Annotated in this window: 15 protein-coding genes and 1 pseudogene; 8 read left to right on the top strand and 8 right to left on the bottom strand. The window is 60.8% G+C overall.

Translation table 11 applies throughout. The annotated features are described in order from the left end of the window. The first annotated feature begins 62 nt into the window (after positions 1 to 62). The 4 genes from hmgA to HKK53_RS15530 all read left to right on the top strand — a co-directional run bounded on the left by hmgA (position 63) and on the right by HKK53_RS15530 (position 4,832). Positions 63 to 1,367 (top strand): homogentisate 1,2-dioxygenase, encoded by a 1,305-nt coding sequence (hmgA, locus tag HKK53_RS15545; RefSeq protein ID WP_169371555.1) that lies wholly within the window; start codon positions 63 to 65, stop codon positions 1,365 to 1,367. A gap of 3 nt (positions 1,368 to 1,370) precedes the next feature. After that, entirely contained in the window at positions 1,371 to 2,675 is a 1,305-nt protein-coding gene (fahA, locus tag HKK53_RS15540; RefSeq protein WP_169371554.1) for a fumarylacetoacetase, read from the top strand. A gap of 12 nt (positions 2,676 to 2,687) precedes the next feature. Beyond that, positions 2,688 to 3,326, top strand: coding sequence for a maleylacetoacetate isomerase (gene maiA / locus HKK53_RS15535; protein WP_169371553.1), 639 nt, complete (start codon positions 2,688 to 2,690; stop codon positions 3,324 to 3,326). A gap of 144 nt (positions 3,327 to 3,470) precedes the next feature. After that, positions 3,471 to 4,832 carry an MFS transporter gene (locus tag HKK53_RS15530; RefSeq protein ID WP_169371552.1) on the top strand — a complete coding sequence of 454 codons (1,362 nt, stop codon included), beginning with the start codon at positions 3,471 to 3,473 and terminating at the stop codon, positions 4,830 to 4,832. Positions 4,833 to 4,881: 49 nt separating this feature from the next. On the opposite strand, the gene HKK53_RS15525 is transcribed toward HKK53_RS15530, so the two are convergent. Next, the gene (locus HKK53_RS15525; RefSeq protein WP_169371551.1) at positions 4,882 to 5,685 is read right to left on the bottom strand and encodes a SirB1 family protein; all 804 of its coding nucleotides are present in this window, start codon (positions 5,683 to 5,685) and stop codon (positions 4,882 to 4,884) included. A 183-nt stretch (positions 5,686 to 5,868) separates the two neighbouring features. Here HKK53_RS15525 and HKK53_RS15520 point away from each other — a divergent pair, with 183 nt between their 5' ends. Beyond that, entirely contained in the window at positions 5,869 to 6,888 is a 1,020-nt protein-coding gene (locus HKK53_RS15520; RefSeq protein WP_169371550.1) for a Glu/Leu/Phe/Val dehydrogenase family protein, read from the top strand. A gap of 151 nt (positions 6,889 to 7,039) precedes the next feature. On the opposite strand, the pseudogene HKK53_RS15515 reads toward HKK53_RS15520, so the two are convergent. Then, positions 7,040 to 7,294: pseudogene (locus HKK53_RS15515) on the bottom strand (YebG family protein); the annotation flags it as partial. A 292-nt stretch (positions 7,295 to 7,586) separates the two neighbouring features. Between HKK53_RS15515 and HKK53_RS15510 the strand changes: the two are divergent. Beyond that, positions 7,587 to 8,087, top strand: a complete 501-nt coding sequence (locus HKK53_RS15510) for a phosphate-starvation-inducible protein PsiE (RefSeq protein WP_169371548.1) — start codon at positions 7,587 to 7,589, stop codon at positions 8,085 to 8,087. On the opposite strand, the gene HKK53_RS15505 is transcribed toward HKK53_RS15510, so the two are convergent. From HKK53_RS15505 to HKK53_RS15495, 3 genes are all read right to left on the bottom strand, one after another. Beyond that, positions 8,084 to 8,401 carry a DUF3509 domain-containing protein gene (locus HKK53_RS15505; RefSeq protein ID WP_169371547.1) on the bottom strand — a complete coding sequence of 106 codons (318 nt, stop codon included), beginning with the start codon at positions 8,399 to 8,401 and terminating at the stop codon, positions 8,084 to 8,086. The two genes, HKK53_RS15510 and HKK53_RS15505, sit on opposite strands and share 4 nt — an antisense overlap. Before the next feature lie 217 nt (positions 8,402 to 8,618). Next, the gene (locus HKK53_RS15500) at positions 8,619 to 9,920 is read right to left on the bottom strand and encodes a serine/threonine transporter (RefSeq protein ID WP_169371546.1); all 1,302 of its coding nucleotides are present in this window, start codon (positions 9,918 to 9,920) and stop codon (positions 8,619 to 8,621) included. Between the two features lie 64 nt (positions 9,921 to 9,984). Then, positions 9,985 to 11,361 (bottom strand): L-serine ammonia-lyase, encoded by a 1,377-nt coding sequence (locus HKK53_RS15495; protein WP_169371545.1) that lies wholly within the window; start codon positions 11,359 to 11,361, stop codon positions 9,985 to 9,987. Positions 11,362 to 11,496: 135 nt separating this feature from the next. Here HKK53_RS15495 and HKK53_RS15490 point away from each other — a divergent pair, with 135 nt between their 5' ends. After that, positions 11,497 to 12,444, top strand: a complete 948-nt coding sequence (locus tag HKK53_RS15490) for a LysR substrate-binding domain-containing protein (RefSeq protein ID WP_169371544.1) — start codon at positions 11,497 to 11,499, stop codon at positions 12,442 to 12,444. 213 nt (positions 12,445 to 12,657) lie between these two features. Beyond that, positions 12,658 to 13,068 (top strand): HPF/RaiA family ribosome-associated protein, encoded by a 411-nt coding sequence (locus HKK53_RS15485; RefSeq protein WP_149418217.1) that lies wholly within the window; start codon positions 12,658 to 12,660, stop codon positions 13,066 to 13,068. 184 nt (positions 13,069 to 13,252) lie between these two features. Here the strand turns inward: HKK53_RS15485 and fecA are convergent, their stop codons facing one another. The 3 genes from fecA to HKK53_RS15470 all read right to left on the bottom strand — a co-directional run bounded on the left by fecA (position 13,253) and on the right by HKK53_RS15470 (position 17,186). After that, on the bottom strand, positions 13,253 to 15,574 hold the full coding sequence (fecA, locus tag HKK53_RS15480; RefSeq protein WP_169371543.1) for a TonB-dependent Fe(3+) dicitrate receptor FecA: 2,322 nt from the start codon (positions 15,572 to 15,574) through the stop codon (positions 13,253 to 13,255). Positions 15,575 to 15,771: 197 nt separating this feature from the next. Then, a complete protein-coding gene (locus HKK53_RS15475) occupies positions 15,772 to 16,701 on the bottom strand; it encodes a FecR domain-containing protein (protein ID WP_169371542.1) in 930 nt (309 codons plus the stop codon). Further along, positions 16,698 to 17,186 (bottom strand): sigma-70 family RNA polymerase sigma factor, encoded by a 489-nt coding sequence (locus HKK53_RS15470; protein WP_169371541.1) that lies wholly within the window; start codon positions 17,184 to 17,186, stop codon positions 16,698 to 16,700. Before HKK53_RS15470 ends, HKK53_RS15475 begins: the two co-directional genes overlap by 4 nt. Positions 17,187 to 17,322: the final 136 nt, after the last annotated feature.

The raw sequence follows: 17,322 nt of genomic DNA, 5'->3' as shown, positions 1-17,322 counted from the left end.
GCGTGCCGAGACCTCTGCAACAGAGCGACAGGCCATTGCCTACTCCCTGTTCAGGAGGCTCCATGAACCTCGATTCAACGGCGCCAGCGCTGGCTTACCAGTCAGGCTTCGGCAACGAATTCAGCAGCGAAGCGTTGCCCGGCGCACTCCCCGTCGGCCAGAACTCCCCACAAAAAGTCCCGTACGGCCTCTACACGGAGCTGTTCTCCGGCACCGCGTTCACCATGGTCCGCAGCGAAGCACGCCGGACCTGGATGTACCGCATCCAGCCATCAGCCAATCACCCGGCATTCGTCAAACTGGAGCGGCAACTGGCCGGCGGTCCCTTGGGTGAAGTGACCCCTAACCGCCTGCGCTGGAATCCGCTGGACATCCCGAGCGAGCCGACCGATTTCATCGATGGGCTGGTGAGCATGGCCGCCAACTCAGGCGCGGAAAAACCGGCCGGGATCAGCATCTACAGCTACCGCGCCAACCGTTCCATGGAGCGCGTGTTCTTCAACGCCGACGGTGAACTGCTGTTGGTGCCGGAGCAGGGCCGTTTGCGCATCGTCACTGAACTGGGCGTGCTGGAATTGGAACCCCTGGAAATCGCCGTGCTGCCCCGCGGTCTGAAATTCCGCGTCGAACTGCTCGACCCACAAGCCCGCGGCTACATCGCCGAAAACCACGGCGCGCCCCTGCGCCTGCCGGACCTGGGTCCGATCGGCAGCAACGGCCTGGCCAACCCGCGGGACTTCCTGACCCCGGTGGCCCATTACGAAGACCTCAAGCAACCGACCACACTGGTGCAGAAATTTCTCGGCCAGTTGTGGGGTTGTGAACTCAATCATTCGCCGCTGAACGTGGTGGCCTGGCACGGTAATAACGTGCCGTACAAATACGACCTGCGCCGTTTCAACACCATCGGCACGGTGAGTTTCGATCACCCGGATCCGTCGATTTTCACCGTCCTGACCTCGCCGACCAGTGTCCACGGCCTGGCGAATCTGGACTTCGTGATCTTCCCGCCGCGCTGGATGGTGGCGGAAAAAACCTTCCGTCCACCGTGGTTCCATCGCAACCTGATGAACGAATTCATGGGCCTGATCAAGGGCGAATACGACGCCAAGGCCGAAGGCTTCGTGCCCGGCGGCGCGTCCTTGCACAGCTGCATGAGCGCCCACGGCCCGGATGGCGAAAGCTGCACCAAGGCGATCAACGCCGAGCTCGCCCCGGCGAAAATCGACAACACCATGGCCTTCATGTTCGAAACCAGCCAAGTGCTGCGTCCGAGCCAGTTCGCCCTCGAATGCCCGCAACTGCAATCCAACTACGATGCCTGCTGGGCCACGCTGCCCGTCACTTTCGATCCGACCCGGAGATAACCCATGACTCAGACTTCCACCCTTCGTAGCTGGGTTGCCTCCGCCAACGGCCACACCGATTTCCCGCTGCAAAACCTGCCCCTGGGTGTGTTCAGCGTGAACGGTTCGGCACCGCGCAGCGGTGTGGCCATTGGCGAACATATTTTCGATCTGGAAGCGGCGCTGGACGCCGGCTTGTTCGAGGGCGCCGCGCGCACCGCGGTCGAAGCGACCCGTGGCGGTCAGCTCAATGCCTTCTTCGAACTGGGCCGCGAAGCACGCATTGCCTTGCGCGAACGCCTGCTGGAGCTGTTCACCGAAGGCAGCACCCTGCACGGCAAGATCGAAGCCCAGGGCAAAAAACTGCTGCCACTGGCCGCCGATTGCGTGATGCACCTGCCGGCAAAAATCAGCGACTACACCGACTTCTACGTCGGCATAGAGCACGCACAAAACGTCGGTAAACTGTTCCGCCCTGACAACCCGTTGCTGCCGAACTACAAATACGTGCCGATCGGCTACCACGGCCGCGCCTCGACCATTCGCCCGTCCGGCACCGACGTGCGTCGTCCGAAAGGCCAGACCCTGCCGGCCGGTCAGACCGAGCCGACGTTTGGTCCATGTGCACGCCTGGATTACGAACTGGAACTGGGCATCTGGATCGGCCAAGGCAACGACATGGGCGACTCGATTGCCATCGGCGATGCGGCGGATCACATCGCCGGTTTCTGCCTGCTCAACGACTGGTCGGCGCGGGACATCCAGGCCTGGGAATACCAGCCGCTGGGGCCGTTCCTGTCCAAGAGCTTTATCACCAGCATCTCGCCGTGGGTTGTTACCGCCGAAGCACTGGAACCGTTCCGCCGCGCGCAACCGGCACGCCCTGAAGGTGATCCGCTGCCGCTGCCATACCTCACTGACAAACGCGATCAGGAGGGCGGCGCCTTCGACATCGAACTGGAAGTGCTGCTGCTCACCGAAACCATGCGCGAACAAAACCTGCCGGCCCATCGCCTGACCCTCAGTAACACCAAACATATGTACTGGACCGTGGCGCAAATGGTTGCGCACCACAGCGTCAACGGCTGCCAGTTGCAGGCCGGTGACCTGTTCGGCTCGGGCACTTTGTCCGGCCCGGAAAACGGTCAGTTCGGCAGCCTGCTGGAAATTACCGAGGGCGGTAAAAAGCCGATCGAACTGGCTTCGGGCGAGGTGCGCAAATTCCTTGAGGACGGCGACGAAATCATCCTGCGCGCCCGTTGCAGCCGCGACGGTTTCGCCTCCATCGGTTTCGGCGAATGCCGTGGCAAAGTCGTGCCGGCGCGTTAAGAGGATCGGGTCATGGAACTCTATACCTACTACCGTTCGACCTCGTCTTACCGCGTGCGCATCGCGCTGGCGCTGAAGGGCCTGGATTACCAGGCGCTGCCGATCAACCTGATCGCGCCGCCCGGTGGCGAGCACCGGCAGCCGCCGTACCTGGCGATCAATCCGCAAGGTCGGGTGCCGGCCTTGCGTACGGATGAAGGTGATCTGCTGATCCAGTCACCGGCAATCATCGAGTACCTGGAGGAACGTTATCCACAGGTGCCGCTGCTGTCCAAGGACCTCGCCGCCCGTGCCCGCGAGCGCGGCGTGGCGGCGGTGATTGGCTGCGATGTGCATCCGCTGCACAACGTCAGCGTGCTCAACAAGCTGCGCCAGTTGGGCCACGATGAAGTGCAGGTGGTGGAGTGGATCGGGCACTGGATCAGCCAGGGGTTGGCGACGGTGGAGCAGTTGATTGGTGATGCCGGTTACTGCTTTGGTGAGCAGCCGGGGTTGGCGGATGTGTACCTGATTCCGCAGTTGTATGCGGCGGAGCGTTTCAATATTTCGCTGGAGGCGTATCCGCGGATTCGCCGGGTTGCAGTGTTGGCGGCGACCCATCCGGCGTTCATCAAGGCACACCCGGCGAACCAGCCCGACACCCCGCAGTAAGCTGATCGTTTCCACGCTCTGCGTGGGAATGCATCCCGTGACGCTCCGCGTCACAGAGGACGCGGAGCGTCCATGGCGACATTCCCAAGCGGAGCGTGGGAACGATCGGTCTACAAAACATAAAAACAAATCAGGTACCTCGCGATGCACAACCAGATTGCCAGCTTCCGGGCGGCACTCGACGCCCGTCCTGTGTCCCGTTATCAGTGGTTGCTCCTTTTGCTCCTGGCATTGCTGCTGGTGACCGACGGCTACGACGCGCAAGTCCTCGGCTACGTCGTACCGGCCCTGGCCCAGGATTGGGGTCTGGAAAAAGCCGCGTTCGGCCCCGTGTTCAGCGCTAACCTGTTGGGCCTGACCCTCGGTTCACTGGCCGTCACACCGCTGGCGGATCGCTTCGGCGTGCGGCGGATTCTGCTCGGTTGCGTGCTGATCTACGCCACCCTCACCGTGTTGATGGTGTTCGCCGATTCCCTGAATACCCTGATGGCCGCGCGGTTCATTTGCGGGATCGGCATGGGCGGAGCGATGCCCAGTGCAATGGCGCTGATGTCGGAATATTCGCCGCCACGCCTGCGCACCTTGATGGTGACGTTGGCGGCTTGCGGGTTCTCGTTCGGCGGGGCGGCGGGCGGGTTTGTCGCGGCGGGTTTTATCGACAGCTTCGGCTGGCAAGCGGTGTTCCTCGCTGGCGGCGTCACGCCCTTGCTGCTGTTCCCGTTTCTGGCCTGGTTTCTTCCTGAATCCCTGCCGCGTCTGCTGCGCGATGCGCCACCTTATGTACGCTTGCGCAAAGTCACCGCGCGGATGCTTCCGGATTGGCAACCACCCGCCGCCTCGATGGCGCAAAACGAGCAGGAGCAGGGCAGCAAACTGACGGTGCTGGAATTGTTTCGCAACGGTTATGCGCGCCCGACGCTGCTGATCTGGGCGACCTTTTTCGTCAGCCTGATCCTGCTGTATTTCATGATCAGCTGGTTGCCGACGCTGTTGCTGGAAAGCGGCTTGAAACTCAATCAAGCCAACCTGGTGACCTCGATGTTCCTGTTCGCCGGCACCATTGGCGCGATCTGCATGGCCTGGTTTGCCGACCGCCTCAAAAGCAAGGTGCGACTGCTGGCGGGTGTGCTGACGGCGGCGGCGCTGTGTACGATTCTGCTGGGGCTGAATCACGACAACCCGCGTTATCTGGTGGCCAGCGTCATTGCCGCCGGGTTCTGCATCATCGGCGGGCAACTGACCCTCAATGCCTTCGCCAGTAACTTCTACCCGGCGCACGTGCGCGCCACTGGCACCGGTTGGGCGCTGGGCGTAGGACGTTTCGGTTCGATCCTCGGGCCGTTGTTTGGCAGCATGCTGCTGGCGATGCACATTCCGGTGCAGCAGATTTTCTTCTTCTGCGCGATTCCGGCGGTGATTGCGGCGTTGTTCATCATTCAGGTGCGTTCGCCCCAGGAAGCACCACGGCCCCCTGTAGGAGCGAGGCTTGCCCGCGAAGAACGATAACGCGGTATCCCTGATGGACCGAGGCGCCTTCTTCGCGGGCAAGCCGGGGTCAGTGAACGACGGAATTCGGGGGCAGGTGCCCCAGCCGCTCTGTCAGGCGAATTCTTTGGATCGGATCGTCACTGAGCAACAGCGCATGTTCCAGGTCGAAGCGCTCGGCGTTCGGGCAGTCGAGCCGTTGGTAGAGGCTGGCCCGGGCCAGGTAATCGGCGGCGTTGCCGTTGCCCAGTTCGAGCACACGCTCGGCGTCCACCAGGGCGCCGATAAAATCATCGTTGGTGAGGTGCAACTGGCGCAGGTTGCGCGACAGCCGCTGGAGCATGTGCACCGGGTCGGCGGTCAGCAAATGTTCAGCGCTGAGTTTGATGTTGGGACCGTACTGACGTTGCAGCAGATCACGGCAATCATTGGGGTACAACCGCCGCCCGCCACAGGGGTCGAGCAAGTGATCGGCGCCCTGCACCCGCAGCAGGAAATGCCCGGGGAAATTCACTCCGACCAAGGGAATCTCCAGCCTTCTGGCCAACTCCAGCGCAATCAACCCCAGGGCCAGCGGCTGGCCACGGCGTCGTTCCAGGACCTTGTGGGCCAGCGCCACTTGCGGACGCAACGGGGTGAAGTCGTCCTGGGCAAACCCCAGGTCATTCATGCGCCGCAACAACGGCTGGGCCAACTCGCTCACCGGCAGCATCGGCAGGCCTGAACTGACCCGTTGTTGCAGTTCCATGAAGTCCGTCAGCACTGCTTCGAAGTTCATTTCGGCATCGTGTTCGGCCGCAATCCACAGCGCCGCCTCGAACAGGGCGGGCGGTGAACGTTGCAGGCAGTCGAAGAAGCGTTGGCGCGGGGTCATCTAAATCTCCATGGAATGCCTCGTTTTAGCCCCGCCACCGGCTTTCGTCCAGTCCTGCACACAGGCGACTTCAGGTTATGTCGCAAAGCCCTTAAAGACCCGCGGCTTATTCCGGTGCGCTTCAGCAATTTTCAGGCGCAAGCCTATACTGGCGACTACCAGAAGTGATTCGGGAGCCCGACGATGTTCGCTCTCATGCAAAGCACTCGCCTTGAATCGCTACACCTTAGCGTAGACCCGGTCACCGGGTTGAAGGCGGTGATTGCCATTCATAACAGCCGCCTGGGGCCTGCCCTGGGCGGTTGTCGTTACCTTGCCTACCCCAGCGACGAATCCGCGGTCGAGGACGCGGTGCGCCTCGCCCAAGGCATGAGCTACAAGGCGGCACTGGCCGGCCTGGCACAGGGCGGCGGCGTCGCAGTGATCATTCGCCCGGTCCACGTGGAAAACCGTGGAGCGCTGTTCGAGGCCTTCGGGCGTTGCATCAATCAGCTCGACGGCCGCTACATCACCGCCATCGACAGCGGCACCTCGGTGGCGGACATGGATTGCATCGCCCAACAAACCCAGCACGTCACCAGCACCACGTCCGCCGGCGACCCTGCGCCCCACGCGGCGATGGGCGTGTTCGCCGGTATCCGCAGCACCGCCATGGCGCGGTTGGGCAGTGACAACCTCGAAGGTTTGCGCGTGGCGATCCAAGGCCTGGGCAATGTCGGTTACGCCCTGGCCGAGCAACTGCACGCGGCTGGCGCCGAGCTGCTGGTCAGTGATATCGACCACGGCAAGGTGCAACTGGCCATGGAACAACTGGGCGCCCATCCGATTGCCAACGATGCCTTGCTCAGCACCCCATGCGACATCCTTGCGCCGTGTGGCCTGGGCGGTGTGCTCAACAGCCATAGCGTGACGCAACTGCGCTGCTCGGCGGTGGCCGGTTCGGCGAATAATCAGCTGACGCACCTGGATGTTGCCGATCAGTTGGAACGGCGGGGGATTCTGTATGCGCCGGACTACGTGATCAATTCGGGTGGGTTGATCTATGTGTCGCTCAAGCATCGTGGTGAGGAGTTGGCGACGATCACCGCGCATCTGTCGAAGATCAGTTCGCGGCTGACGGAGGTTTTTGCTCACGCGCAGGCGGAGAAGCGTTCGCCGGCGCGGGTGGCGGATGAGTTGGCGGAGAAGGTTTTGTATCGCTGAAGATCTTTTGATTTTCGGACATTAAAAAGGCCCTGAGCCATTCGACTCAGGGCCTATTCAATTCGGGCGTTGCTTACTTGACGGCTTTGACTGCTTTCGCAGGCTTGACCGGCTCGGCGGCTTCAGCCACCTCAACAGGTTCAGCCACTTCAGCGGGCGCGCTCAGCAACTCGGACAGTGCATCCGGCTGGCTCTTGAACGCCTTGGCGAACACATCGCGATTCTTCGCCATGTAGATCCCGGCTTCTTCCACTTGCTGCTCGCTCAGGGACGGAACGGCTTTTTGCAACACTTCGGCCAGCAGTTCGGCCAGTTCGAGCATTTTGTCATGACGGTCAGCTTCGGCTTTATCCATGAACAAGCGCTCCAGATCTCGGCTGCTGCGGTATACCACTTCGACGGCCATTCACCACCTCACATGCCTTCACATTAAGTTGTCTTTGCGACTACTGTATCTATATACAGCGAAAAGGATAAGCGAATCCCTGCGCTTTGGGTAGTGGCTTTTCAATGTAGACCGAAATTGGCGTTTGTCAGGTAATCCGTGTCGTGCCATTCGCGGGCAAGACACCACAGACGTGTCTCATATCACGCGGCCATCATCTCAACTCCCAGAGCCTGGCCTTTTTTCTGCATGCAGAACAACCGTCACGTCCAACCCGCATCATCCGCTCGAACCGAGCTAAGGAAGAATCATCGTGAAAATCAACTGGGCCGAGAAACTGCGGCAGAACGTGCATCAACTGGCCGAGTCCCTGGGCAACCTGTTCGTCGAGACCTTCCACTACCTGGCGTTGTTCGCCATCGGTGCGGTCACCGCGTGGGCGGCGGTGATGGAATTCCTGCAGATGATCGAGGCGGGGCACATCAAGATCGATGACATCCTGCTGCTGTTCATCTACCTGGAGCTGGGGGCGATGGTCGGGATTTACTTCAAGACCAACCACATGCCGGTGCGTTTCCTGATCTACGTGGCGATCACGGCGCTGACGCGACTGCTGATCTCCAACGTCTCGCACCACAACCCGCCGGACATCGGCATCATCTACCTGTGCGGCGGGATTCTGCTGCTGGCGTTTTCGATACTGGTGGTGCGTTACGCGTCGTCGCAATTTCCCTCGGTGAAGATCGAACACCCGCAGCGCAAGATTGGCACGGGCTCCGGTGAGCATCCCGAGGTCGAGAAGGGCGAGATTTAAAGGCGCATGGCTGGCCGGCTGTGGCCTTTGACGGGTGGCGGCGGCAGGTTGCGATTGTCGCCGTCGGTCATGGCTTCGAGAATGGCCACGGCGCTGTGGCCCTGTTCGATGGCGATGCCGAACTGAATGCTTTGCACCAGGCGCTTGAGGCGCTTGGGGTCATTGCGTTGTTCGGCGCTGATCATCCGTTTGGCGACCACTCGACCACTGTTCGAGAGGGTCAGCATGATGCTGCCGTCCAGACCCTGAATGCTCAGGTTGATCTGATAATCCGGTGCAAAGGCATCGGTAATGAGCTGAAAAGGGTTGTCCATAATGCGTCACCGCCTGATTGAACGTGCAGTTGTTGACCGGCCATGATCAGGATTAGTTCGCAATACCAGACCACCGGCAGGTCGCTCGCTGAGGTTTCAAAAGTCCTTTTGCCTCAGGCAGGAACGTAGCAAGGGCCATGCCGCGAAAACTGTCGAGCAATGATCACGGCCAAAAAGAAGCGGGCACCCTGGCCCGCCTTCTTTTTATCTGCCCGATTCAGGGCAGGAATGAATAGATGATCGCAGACAGTGCAATCAGGCCGATCAGCACCACGAACACATTCGAAGCCTGTCCGGAGTACTGGCGCAAGGCCGGCACCCGGCGGATGGCGTACATCGGCATCAGGAACAGCAGGCACGCGATGATCGGCCCGCCGAGGGTTTCGATCATGCGCAGGATGCTCGGGTTGAACGTCGCCACGGCCCAGCAGCTTAGGATCATGAACAGCGCGGTCACGCGGTTCAGCCAGCTCGATGACATCACCCGGCCACGGCCGCGCAGGCTTTTCACGATCAGGCCCTGAAAACCTTCGCTGGCGCCGATGTAGTGGCCGAGGAAGGATTTGGTGATCGCCACCAACGCAATCAGCGGCGCGGCGTAAGCAATGACTGGCGTCTGGAAGTGGTTGGCCAGGTACGACAGGATCGAGATGTTCTGCGCCTTTGCGGCCGCCAAATCCGCCGGGGACAGGGCTAGCACACAACTGAAGCAGAAGAACATCACCGTCACCACCATCATCCCGTGGGCGATGGCGAGGATGCCGCTGCTTTTACGCTCGGCCTGTGCGCCGTAGCGCTGCTTCTGGTCGACGGCGAAAGCCGAGATGATCGGCGAGTGGTTGAACGAGAACACCATCACCGGAATCGCCAGCCATAACGTCTTGAAGAACAGCGGCAGCGGCATGCCTTCGCTGGCGGTGGCGAAGAATGCGCCGTTCCAGTTCGGGATCAGGCTCAAACCGAGCAGCAGCAATGCCGCGACGAACGGGTAAACCAGCACGCTCATGCATTTGACGATGACGCCCTGACCGCAACGCACGATCGCCATCAAGCCGAGGATCAGCACCAGCGACAGAATCGCCCGGGGTGGCGGCGCGATGTGCAACTGGTGTTCCATGAAACTGCTCAGGGTGTTGGTCAGCGCCACGCTGTACACCAGCAAGATCGGGAAGATCGCGAAGAAATACAGCAGCGTGATCAGCTTGCCGGCGCCGATGCCGAAATGTTCTTCCACTACTTCCGTAATGTCGCCCGAACGTCCGGACAGCACAAAACGCGTCAGGCCACGGTGGGCGAAGAAGGTCATCGGGAACGCCAGCAGCGCCAGCACCAGCAGCGGCCAGAAACCACCGACGCCGGCGTTGATCGGCAGGAACAACGTGCCGGCGCCAATCGCCGTGCCGTAGAGGCCGAGCATCCAGGTGGTGTCGAATTTACTCCAGCCTTTGTGGGCAGTTTCGGTGTTGCGTGTCAGGTCTACAGCGGGATTATCGGCAGCAGGTGTACGTACATCGGTCATCGTTTTTGGCCTCGTTATTATTCTTGCTCGGGCTCACGTGTTACGGACGGTCAGGGAGCGCTCCTCAGCACTCCACCCAGCTCACCGCCAGGCCGCCCCGTGAAGTCTCTTTGTATTTGTCCTGCATGTCGGCGCCGGTATCGCGCATGGTGCGGATCACCCGGTCCAGGGAAATGAAGTGTTTGCCGTCGCCGCGCAGGGCCATTTGCGTGGCGTTGATCGCCTTCACTGCGGCAATGGCGTTGCGCTCGATGCACGGCACTTGCACCAGGCCGCCGACCGGGTCGCAGGTCAGGCCGAGGTTGTGTTCCAGGCCGATTTCGGCGGCGTTTTCCAGTTGCTCCGGGGTGGCGCCGAGCACGTCCGCCAGGCCGGCGGCGGCCATGGCGCAGGCCGATCCGACTTCGCCCTGGCAGCCGACTTCGGCGCCGGAGATCGAGGCGTTTTTCTTGCACAGAATGCCGACCGCCGCTGCGCCGAGGAAGAACGCGACGACGTCATCGTCCGACGCGTCCGGATTGAATTTCATGTAGTAGTGCAGTACCGCCGGAATAATCCCCGCCGCGCCGTTGGTAGGTGCAGTGACCATCCGGCCGCCGGCAGCGTTTTCTTCGTTCACGGCGAGGGCGAACAGGTTGACCCATTCCATGGCCGACAGCGTCGACGTGATGACATTCGGTTTGCCGATTTCCAACAGGCTGCGGTGCAATTTCGCTGCGCGACGCGGAACATTCAGACCGCCGGGCAGGATGCCTTCGTGCAGCAGGCCCTGCTCGACGCACTCGCGCATCACCGACCAGATGTGCAGCAAACCCTGGCGGATCTCGGCTTCGCTGCGCCACGCCAGTTCATTGGCCATCATTAGCTCGGAAACCCGCAGGCCATGCTGGTTGCAGAGCCTGAGCAATTCGGCGGCGCTGGAGAAATCGTACGGCAGCACCACGTCGCTGGTCGGCGCGATGCCGGACTCGGCTTCCGCCGCTTCGATGATGAAACCGCCGCCGACCGAGTAGTACGTTTGCTCGTACAGCTCACCGGTTTCGCCGAAGGCTGTCAGAGACATCGCATTGGGGTGGTAGGGCAGGCTTTCTTCCAGCAGCAGGAGATCGCGGTGCCAGTTGAAGGCGATGGTCGATTGGCCGGCGAGGGACAGCTCGCCGGTTTCGCGCAGATGTTGAATGCGTGCATCGATAGACGTCGGGTCAATGCTATCCGGCCATTCGCCCATCAGGCCCATGACGCAGGCACGATCGGTGGCGTGACCGACGCCGGTCGCGGAAAGGGAGCCGTACAGACGAATTTCTACCCGCCGTACGTCGCCCAGCAATTGTTGGTCAATCAGGGCCTGGGCGAAGGTCGCGGCGGCGCGCATCGGGCCGACGGTGTGGGAACTGGACGGACCGATGCCGACTTTGAAGAGATCGAAAACACTGATAGCCATGCTAAAGCCTATACAAGCAATGGAAGAGAAATCGCTGCCATTTTTGTAGGACAAGCGCAATGTCGGCGATACTGCCCACCTCGGTCCAACGTGACCAACGAAACTTCCTAAGACAGCCTTTAGCAGGACTAAACGATGAGTCGTCAATTGCACGCCCAGACCTACGTCTGGCTGCACGTGTTTTCCTGTGCCGCGCGGCACTTGTCGTTCACTCGTTGCGCCGAAGAACTGCACATTACGCCGGGTGCGGTCAGCCAACAAATCCGACAGCTGGAAGAGCGCCTGGGTTTTCGCCTGTTTCATCGGCGCGCACGTGGCGTGGAGTTGAGCGCTGAAGGCCAGCGACTGGCCATCACCGTCAACGAAGCCTACGGCAGCATCGACGCCGAATTGCGTCGACTGGACGCCGGGATGATCAGCGGGATTTTGCGTTTGCGCTCGATTCCGTCCTTCCTCAGCAAATGGCTAACCCCACGCCTGCCGCGCTTGCAGCAACGTTTCCCGGACATTCAGCTGCGTCTGGTGGCCGAAGACAGCAGCGTGCCGCTGCACGAGGGCGACTTCGACCTGGCCATCGACCTCAACGACGGCAGTTATCCTGGATTGTTATCCACAGCCTTGCTCGACGAGCAGATTTTCCCGGTGTGTGCCCCGAGCCTGCTGCGCGGCCGCCCACCGTTGCACGGCCCGGCGGACCTGATGCATTTTCCGCTGCTGCACGACATCACCGCCTGGCGCGGCAGTTACGAGTACGCGGAATGGGAGTTCTACCTCAATGCTATCGGCTTCGAAGGCGCCGACGTACGGCGCGGGCACACCTTCAATCGCAATCACCTGACCATCGAAGCGGCGATAGCCGGCATGGGCGTGGCGATCGCGCGGCGAACGTTGCTTAACGATGAGCTGGAGCGCGGGACGTTGATTGTGCCGTTCGGGCTGGCGGTGCCGAACCACAAACGCTACGTGCTGCTGTATGCGCCGGGGGCGCTGAGCCATCCGGGCGTGCGTGCGGTGCATGACTGGCTGGTGGAAGAGGCGGGGGTATTCAGGAGTTTGCATCCGCTGGCGGAGCAGCAGATGTGAGCAATTGTGACAAAGAAGCGAGGCGACCCAACTCCCGACCTTAACAGCGCTTTTGCTCCTTGTCCGGCTTTTTTTGCGTCTGAAAAATTATCTTTTTTTAGGGGTTGAATTGTTCACCGCACAGACCGATTGTGTAAGTAAGAGGTCACGGTGATGACGCCCAAGGGCCAGCCGAACGGCCTCTCGCGAGCTAGCTGAAATAAGGGATGAACTATGCAAATCCAAGTCAACAGCGACAATCATATTCAAAGCAGCATCCGACTGGAGGAGTGGGTACGTACTACCATTGAGAGCACGCTCGAACGTTACGAAGAGGACCTGACCCGCGTCGAGGTTCACCTGCGGGACGAAAACGGCGACAAGCCCGGACCGCATGACATGCGCTGCCAGCTGGAAGCGCGGCCTAAAGGCCATCAACCAATTTCTGTGACCCATAAAGCCGATACCCTTGAACAAGCGATCGACGGGGCGGCCACCAAACTGGAACATGCACTGGACCATCTGTTCGGCAAACTGCGGGGCAAACCACGTGCCGCTGTAGTCCCATTTGAACGGGGCGCACATGCTGACGTGCTGCTGGAAGAAGAATTTCTCGAGAACGAACAGGCTGCGCAAAACGGCTGAGGCCTGATTCACTTTTTACCTTTCCACTGACAAACGGGTCTGCTTATGCAGGCCCGTTTTTGTTGATTGTTCCCACGCTCTGCGTGGGAATGCAGCCCGGGACGCTCCGCGTCCCATCCAAAGCCGAACGCGGAGCGTCCGTTGAGGCATTCCCACGCGGAGCGTGGGAACGATCAATGTCGCGTTAGAACGCCACCGACGTCTGCACATAAACCGTCCGCGGTTCCCCCACGTACTTACCCTTGTTGTTGTCATCAAACGAGCGAGTGAAGTACTGGTGGTTGAAGATGTTTTTCACCCCCACCGCCACATTCAGGTCCGACAACTGCGGCCCGAAGTCATACGCCGCGCGGCTGCTGAACAGCATGTAGCCCGGGATCTTGCCCGTGCTGCCGTCGGCGCTTTCTTTCGAGGTATTGGCGTTGTCGGCGAACTGGTTGCTTTGGTAGCTGCTGTCCAGATTCAGCTTCCACGCGCCTTCGGTATAACCGACGCCAATCGTGCCTTTGTGTTTCGAGGAGAACGGTACACGATTGCCCTTGTTCGGCCCGTCTTCGCGGATAGTCGCGTCAACATAGGCGTAGGTGGCGTAGACATCGAAACCAGCCAATGCCGGGTTCAGGTCGTCGAGGGCGTAGTTGATGCTCGACTCGATACCCTGATGACGGGTCTCGCCGCGAGCGATCACCGAATCGTTGGTCTGGTTGCTTTCATACTGGTTGTCGAAGTTGATCAGGAACGCGCCGATTTCCGCCCGCAGCGCGCCGTTGTCGTAGCGAGTGCCCAGTTCCCAGGTCCGCGCCTTCTCCGGTTTGACTTCACCGCTGCTCACCCGGTTTGGCATCTGGCTGTATTGCACGCTGCCGAACGAACCTTCGGTGTTGGCGTACAGGTTCCAATGGTCAGTGACGTGATAGAGCACGTTCAGCGCCGGCAGGGCGGTGTTGTAGTCGCCCTTGTACTTCACGTTCGTCAGGTTGTTGGTCTGTTGCGACTCGATCATTTCGTAGCGAATGCCCGGCGTCAGGGTCCACTGGCCGATGTCGATCCGGTCATCGACGAAGAACGCATTGGCTTCGGTGCCGCCCCGGGTGTCGCGGTCGTTGCGGCTGTTGCTGGTCGGGTAGGTGTTGTTGGCGATTGGCTCGCGATAACGCAGTTCGTGGCCGGCTTCGTTGATGTAGCGATAGCCGATGCCGACTTCATGGCTGGTCGGGCCGACATCGAAACCTTGGGCGAAGCGGGTTTCCAGACCGCGCACCCAATATTCGCGCGGAGATAGCGAGAGGAAGGTGCCCTGGTCCAGATAGCCGCTGCGCAAGGTTTTGGTGAAGAAGGTGTTAGCGGTGAATTCGCGGCGATCTTCCTGATAGCGATAGCCGAAGTTGAACATCGTGCGACGGCCCCAGAACTGGTCTTTCGGGCGTGTGGACTGGTACGGGTCGGCGTCGTAGTCGGCGACGTTCAGGCCGCCGGGCATATCGGCCTTGCCTTCGTAATACTGGGCCATGGCGTTGAAGCTGTTGGCTTCGTCGAGCTGGTATTTGCCCTTGAGGATCAGGTCGTCGATTTCGGTATCGCTGTGTTCACGCCAGTCGCCACCGCGGGTGCCGGAATACAGTAAAGCGCCGCCGAGACCGTTGTCAGCCGTGCCGCCGGCCAGCAGATTGCCGGTGGTCTTGAAGCCGTCGTGGCTGGAGGACGGGCTGGTTTCGGTCTGGAAACCACCCTTGACCGTTGGCGCGTCAGGAATCGCCCGAGTCACGAAGTTGACCACGCCGCCGACGTTCTGCGGCCCGTAACGTACGGCACCGCCGCCGCGCACCACGTCCACCGCGTCCATGTTGCCCATGCTGATCGGTGCGAATGACAACTGCGGCTGGCCATAAGGCGCGAAGGGTACCGGAATGCCGTCCATCAGCACCGTGGAGCGTGAGGCCAGACGCGGGTTGAGGCCGCGAATGCCGAAGTTCAGCGCCATGTCATGGCTGCCGGTGCCGTTGTTGTCCGGGGCATTGACGCCGGGGATGCGGTTGAGCACGTCCTTGACCTGAGTCGCGCCCTGGCGTTCGAATTCTTCGCGGCGGATCACGTCCCGCGCGCCGGGGTGTTCGAACACATTCATCTGCGCCGCATCACCCAGCCAATCGCCGACCACCGTCGAAGTGCCCAATTCCAGGGCAGCATCGCCCACCGGTTGCAGGCTAAAGGCGTTTTCGCCCTCGGCCCGGGCTTGCAGGCCGGTGCCTTCGAGCAAGGCATTCAAACCCTGCTCGGGGGTGTAGTTGCCTTCCAGGCCACGGCTTTTTACGCCGCTGGTGACTTGCGAACCAAAGGAAATCAGCACCCCGGCTTCACGGCCAAACTGGTTGAGGGCGTTTTCCAGTGAGGACGGGGCGATGTGGTACGGCTTGGCGTCGGCGGCTTGGGTGATGGAGGCAGCCGCGAAGCTCAGGCTGATGCCCAGAAGAAGTTGGCGCAGCGGGGTGAGGCGGGTGGGTTGCATGGAGGACGGTCCTGAGAAGGTGGAATCAAGGGGGCTTTCCTTCTCTGTCACGCCAGATCTGAAAAACGGCTCAAGTAGTACGAAAGATCGTTCCCACGCTCTGCATGGGAATGCCTCAACGGATGCTCCGCGTTCGGCTTCGGGTGGGACTCGGAGCGTCCCGGGCTGCATGCCCACGCAGAGCGTGGGAACGATCATTACGCACGGGCCTCCACGGTCACCCAATACCGCGTAAACCGCTTCACCTTCACCGGCAAACTGATTTCCAGCATCTGCAAAATCCGCTCACTGTCATCCAGCGGATACGTCCCGGAAATCAATAAATCGGCCACCTTCGCATCGCAATGAAGCTGCCCGCGACGATAACGACCCAATTCATCAAGAAAATCCCCAAGCCGCATCTGCGCCGCCACCAACATGCCGTCGGCCCAGGCGCCGCTATTGGCGTCCAGGGGCAGGGGAGTGCTGATACCGCGTGGGCCAAAACTCAACTGCCGCGCACTTTGCAGCAGCAACGGCGAGCCGCCATCTGGCGTCAGTTCGACGCGACCTTCGAACACCGCAACCTGAGTCCGATCTGCAAACTGCCGCACATTCATTCGTGCGCCTTGGGTTTTCAACAGACCTTGAGCCGTTCGCACCTCAAAGGCCTGGGCGGCGGTCAGCAAGATTTCGCCTTCGAGCAATCGGATCAGACCGTCAGCCCGCACATCCACCGCAGTCGCGGTGTTGAGCTGCACCTGACTGCCATCGCCCAACGCCACCTTGCGCCGCTGACCCACCGGGCTGCGATAGTCGGCGAGCAACGGCGTTAGCACATTGCTTTCGCGCATGCCCCACGTCACCGCCGAACTGGCACCCAGCAGCAACAACAACTTCAACGCCTGGCGACGGCCGCCGGATTTCGGCGCATTCAGTGCAGCGTGGGCCAAGGGCGAAGACATCCCGCGCAGGCGTTGATTGACCCTTTGGATATGCTCCCACGCTCGCTGATGTTCACTGTGCCCGTCGTGCCATTGCTGCCAGGCAAGTTGTTGACGCGGATTCAACGGCCCTTGCTGCATCTCCAGCAGCCAATGCACCGCTTGCTCGGCGACGTGGGAGGAAAAATCCGGCGGCGGGTTCATAGGGCGAAGTAGCAGCGCATCGCTGCTTTATTCAGGTGCCGTTTGACCGTGGCGATGGAAATCCCCAGTTCGGCAGCGATCTGTGGATAAGTCAGGCCATCGACCTGCGCCAGCAAAAACGCGCGTTTGACCAAACGCGGCAAACCGTCGAGCAACTGGTCCAATTCCATCAGGGTTTGCAGGATGATCGCCCGCTCTTCCTCCGACGGCGCCACACATTCCGGCATCTGCGCCAAGGCGTCGAGGTAGGCGCGCTCCAGATCCTGACGGCGGTAATGGTTGAACAGCACGCGCTTGGCGATGGTGGTGAGGAACGCCCGCGGCTCGATGATCTGCGGTGTTTCCCGAGCGGTCAGCACCCGCATGAACGTGTCCTGGGCCAGGTCAGCGGCGCTGTCCGGGCAGCCGAGCTTGCGCCGCAACCAACCGGTGAGCCAGTTGTGATGGTCGTGATAAAGCACTTCGACAGGATTGGCGGGCTGCAACAGAAGCACTCCGACACAAACGGATACGTTAGAGAACAAGAATTGTTCGCATTGTAAGTGGGCCTACCCGCATCCGGCAATCGGATCTCTTTTGCGTATGAGAATATTTATCATTAATATTGCGCGCTTGTTGGTC

The organism is Pseudomonas sp. ADAK7 (assembly GCF_012935675.1).
In the GTDB taxonomy this organism is placed as follows: Bacteria; Pseudomonadota; Gammaproteobacteria; order Pseudomonadales; family Pseudomonadaceae; genus Aquipseudomonas.
The sequence above is the reverse complement of the archived record's forward strand: the minus strand, read 5'-3'. Positions and strand labels throughout refer to the sequence as shown.